This is a genomic window from Dehalobacter sp. (assembly GCA_023667845.1).
Classification (GTDB): Bacteria; Bacillota; Desulfitobacteriia; order Desulfitobacteriales; family Syntrophobotulaceae; genus Dehalobacter.
In genome coordinates this window covers 1-2,993 of record JAMPIU010000153.1, presented here as the reverse complement: position 1 = coordinate 2,993, position 2,993 = coordinate 1, and the positions used below count along the sequence as shown (strand labels likewise).

Genomic DNA, 2,993 nt, shown 5'->3' with positions numbered 1-2,993 from the left:
TATGGCTTCAGATAAAAGGTATTATAAAAGATTTAATTTTGAGTCAGTACCTATGGAAGAATATGAAGTGAGGGATGTAATCAACAGAATAACAGTACCTGACTTAAAAATTACCCTTGCAACTAATGAAACCAAATTGCAGTTTCCAGAAGGTAAAGATGAATCAACACCGTTTTATTTAGATGTGAATGCTGAGAATGAATCTCCGACACCGGCGGAATACAGTTCAATAAAACTATATATAGATAACAGAATTAAGGTTTTAGGTGGTAACTTTAACAGACTCAATGAAGATATTAATATATTAATAGAAAACAATCCGACTTCTTTAACAGCGTTTTCAAAGAATTTTGGGATTCCCAATAGTATGCCTTTGTGGCAAGGAGTACAATTCATCATGGGTAGAATACAGGTAACAATACCAAAACAGAAAGGTAATTTCGTAATCTTATGGCAAGCGTATTCACCGAGAATGCAGCAAAAAAATGGTTTGATCTTTATAAACTCTAATGGAGAGAAATTTACAATTGTTAAAATTTAAAGAATGTGACTGCGTTTTTTTATAGTATATTTCCCGAAAAATCTGGAACATTTTCTGGAACATTCTTGTCAAAATTTGTCCGAAACTGTACTGAAAATCCCTGAAGCGAAAATGAAAAACCCTTGAATTACAAGGGTTTTCATGGATAGGCCTTGGTGCTCCGGAAGGCTTTTTTCGGACTGAAAATCCGCGTGTCGCTGGTTCGATTCCGGCCCGTGGCACCAAGCTCGTGTCAAACCCCGCAAGGTATTGCGGGTTTTTTGTTTTTGTGGGGGCTTCTAAATAAGTATGTGAAAAGTCATGCTTTAAACAGAGAGGGAAGGCCGCTTAGCCTACCCTCTCTGTTTTTAATGTTTTGATGTGTTTACTAATTTACTGCGGTCAACATAACGGGGCGGTTCCTCCAGCCAGCCGTTGTCGATCATGATTTTTAAACCGTCTTTTGCATAATCCGCTGTCTCGGCAATCAGCTTACCGTACATTAAGGCCAGATCCTGCCGGGGGCTGGAGGCCAGGGATACGGCGTAGTTAGCGATGCCGGCCGCATTCATCATTGTAATATGGAACAATATCAGCTTATCGGAAAAAGGCGGAGTTGTAGAACTGGTTACTGTTCCGTAAGCATCCCAATGCATGGGTGACGTAATTCCAGTGGAACGCAAAATCTTACTGTTCTCATCAATGATACGGTGGAGAAGTCCAGGCCGTGTTTTATGTATTTACGGATTTCCTTCGACCTGACTACCTGGTGAAAACCGGCCAATAATGCCCGGCCTACCTCATTGGTGATAATGCCGAAGTACAGCTGTTCTATCTCAATGGCCAGAAGCGGCCGCTGCTTGTCCAGGAAATCCCGGTTTTTTTTCCGCTATTTAGGTTTATATGCCTGCCCCATTAATAGGCAGTAAATGTACAGCAAAAAAGTTTATAACGATATGCTTTAAATGATGCCCACCATCGCGGCGCCTGTATTGTATTTGCCTTATGTTAGTTTATGATGATTTTTGATGCAAGTTAGTCGGTTGGGTATGGACTGGGAGATCATTATGTATTATACTTTTTAATTAGTATAGTATTGTTATAATTATTTATGTCATTTAAATGTTTAGTTATAATGTTTTATGTTTAGTTATGTCCGCAGGGCGGAAAGCTGAAGTCTAAAAAGCTCCAGTGGCGATGAGAATAAGAATTATTTGCGAAAGGGTGTGTTCAAGATGCGTTTTGTAATTGTTGCCGGGACACCATCGTCGGGCAAGACATCGGTAATGGTGCACACCATCCGTCATCTATTAAGAAATAATCTTGCGGTTGCAGCTTGTAAAATTGACTGTCTGCAGACTTCAGATGATGCGAGATACAGCCGGCTTGGCATACCTGTGGCTGTGGGTCTCAGTGATTATATTTGCCCGGACCACTTTTATGTGGCCAACCTGGAGGAAATTGAAACTTGGGCTCAGAGCCAGAAAGCGGATGTGTTGGTTTTGGAAACCGCGGGACTATGTCACCGCTGTGCGCCGGCAGTATATAACTGCCTGTCTGTTTGCGTCATCGATAATCTGGTTGGCGTCGATACTCCCAGGAAAGTGGGGCCTATGTTAAGCTCAGCGGATATTGTGGTTATTACCAAAGGCGATATTGTTTCCCAGGCTGAGCGGGAGGTGTTTCGTTATAAGGTCGAAATGGAGAACCCGCAGGCCCGGATTTTAGATTTTAACGGGCTGACAGGCCAGGGGGCGCTGGCGTTGAAGAACGAAATTTTGAACTGCAGGCCGCTTGAGGGCATCAGCGGCAGAGAGCTGAGAAATCCTATGCCGGCAGCCAGCTGTTCCTACTGCGCCGGGGAAACCATTATTGGTAAAAGCCACCAGATGGGAATTATAAAAAAAGTGGATTTTGGGAGAGGTAATTAATGCTGGATAAAATCACTATTCTGGGCGGTCTGGATAAAAACGGCATGCCGGAGAAGATTCGAAGGCTTGAAATTGCAGCTGGTGAAGTGCTGGCGGTAGTCGGGCCGACCGGTTCCGGCAAAACACAATTAATATCCGATATCGAGCAGTATGCCGAGGAAGAAACATTGACCGGCAGGAGCGTCTTAATTAATAATCAGCCGGCAAATAAGAATAAAGATAAAAGATCTTTGCGTTACTTGATTGCCCAGGTATCGCAGAATATGAATTTCGTGATCGATATGTCTATAGAAGAGTTTCTGTTAATGCATGCCCAGGTGAGGGGCATCCGGGAGCCTGCTCAAACAATTGAGGAAGTGCTGGCCATAACCAACCATTTGTCTGGCGAACCGGTAACTTTTTCGACGAACTTGACGCAGCTGAGCGGCGGGCAGTCCCGGGCGTTGATGGTCGCGGACGTTGCCATAATCAGCAACGCGCCGGTTGTATTGATTGATGAAATTGAGAATGCCGGCATCGACCGCCTGCAGGCGCTGGAAATA

3 protein-coding genes and 1 pseudogene are annotated in these 2,993 nt (G+C 43.7%); 3 read left to right on the top strand and 1 reads right to left on the bottom strand.

From position 1 onward, the window contains the following. A partial coding sequence (locus NC238_13860; GenBank protein ID MCM1566991.1) for a hypothetical protein occupies positions 1 to 541 on the top strand: 541 nt, incomplete at its 5' end. Positions 542 to 888: 347 nt separating this feature from the next. Here the strand turns inward: NC238_13860 and NC238_13855 are convergent. Continuing rightward, positions 889 to 1,334 (bottom strand): annotated as a pseudogene (locus NC238_13855) (DUF3231 family protein). A gap of 421 nt (positions 1,335 to 1,755) precedes the next feature. On the opposite strand from NC238_13855, the gene NC238_13850 reads away from it, so the two are divergent. Both NC238_13850 and NC238_13845 read left to right on the top strand, forming a co-directional pair. After that, complete coding sequence (locus NC238_13850; protein ID MCM1566990.1) at positions 1,756 to 2,451, top strand: hypothetical protein; 696 nt, start codon at positions 1,756 to 1,758, stop codon at positions 2,449 to 2,451. Further along, positions 2,451 to 2,993, top strand: a 543-nt coding sequence (locus tag NC238_13845) for an ATP-binding cassette domain-containing protein (protein ID MCM1566989.1), incomplete at its 3' end; no start/stop codon positions are given. The genes NC238_13850 and NC238_13845, both read left to right, overlap by 1 nt.

Coding starts and splice junctions, on each gene's coding strand:
- NC238_13850 (MCM1566990.1), top strand. CDS start 1,756: ATGCGTTTTGTAATTGTTGCCGGGACACCATCGTCGGGCAAGACATCG.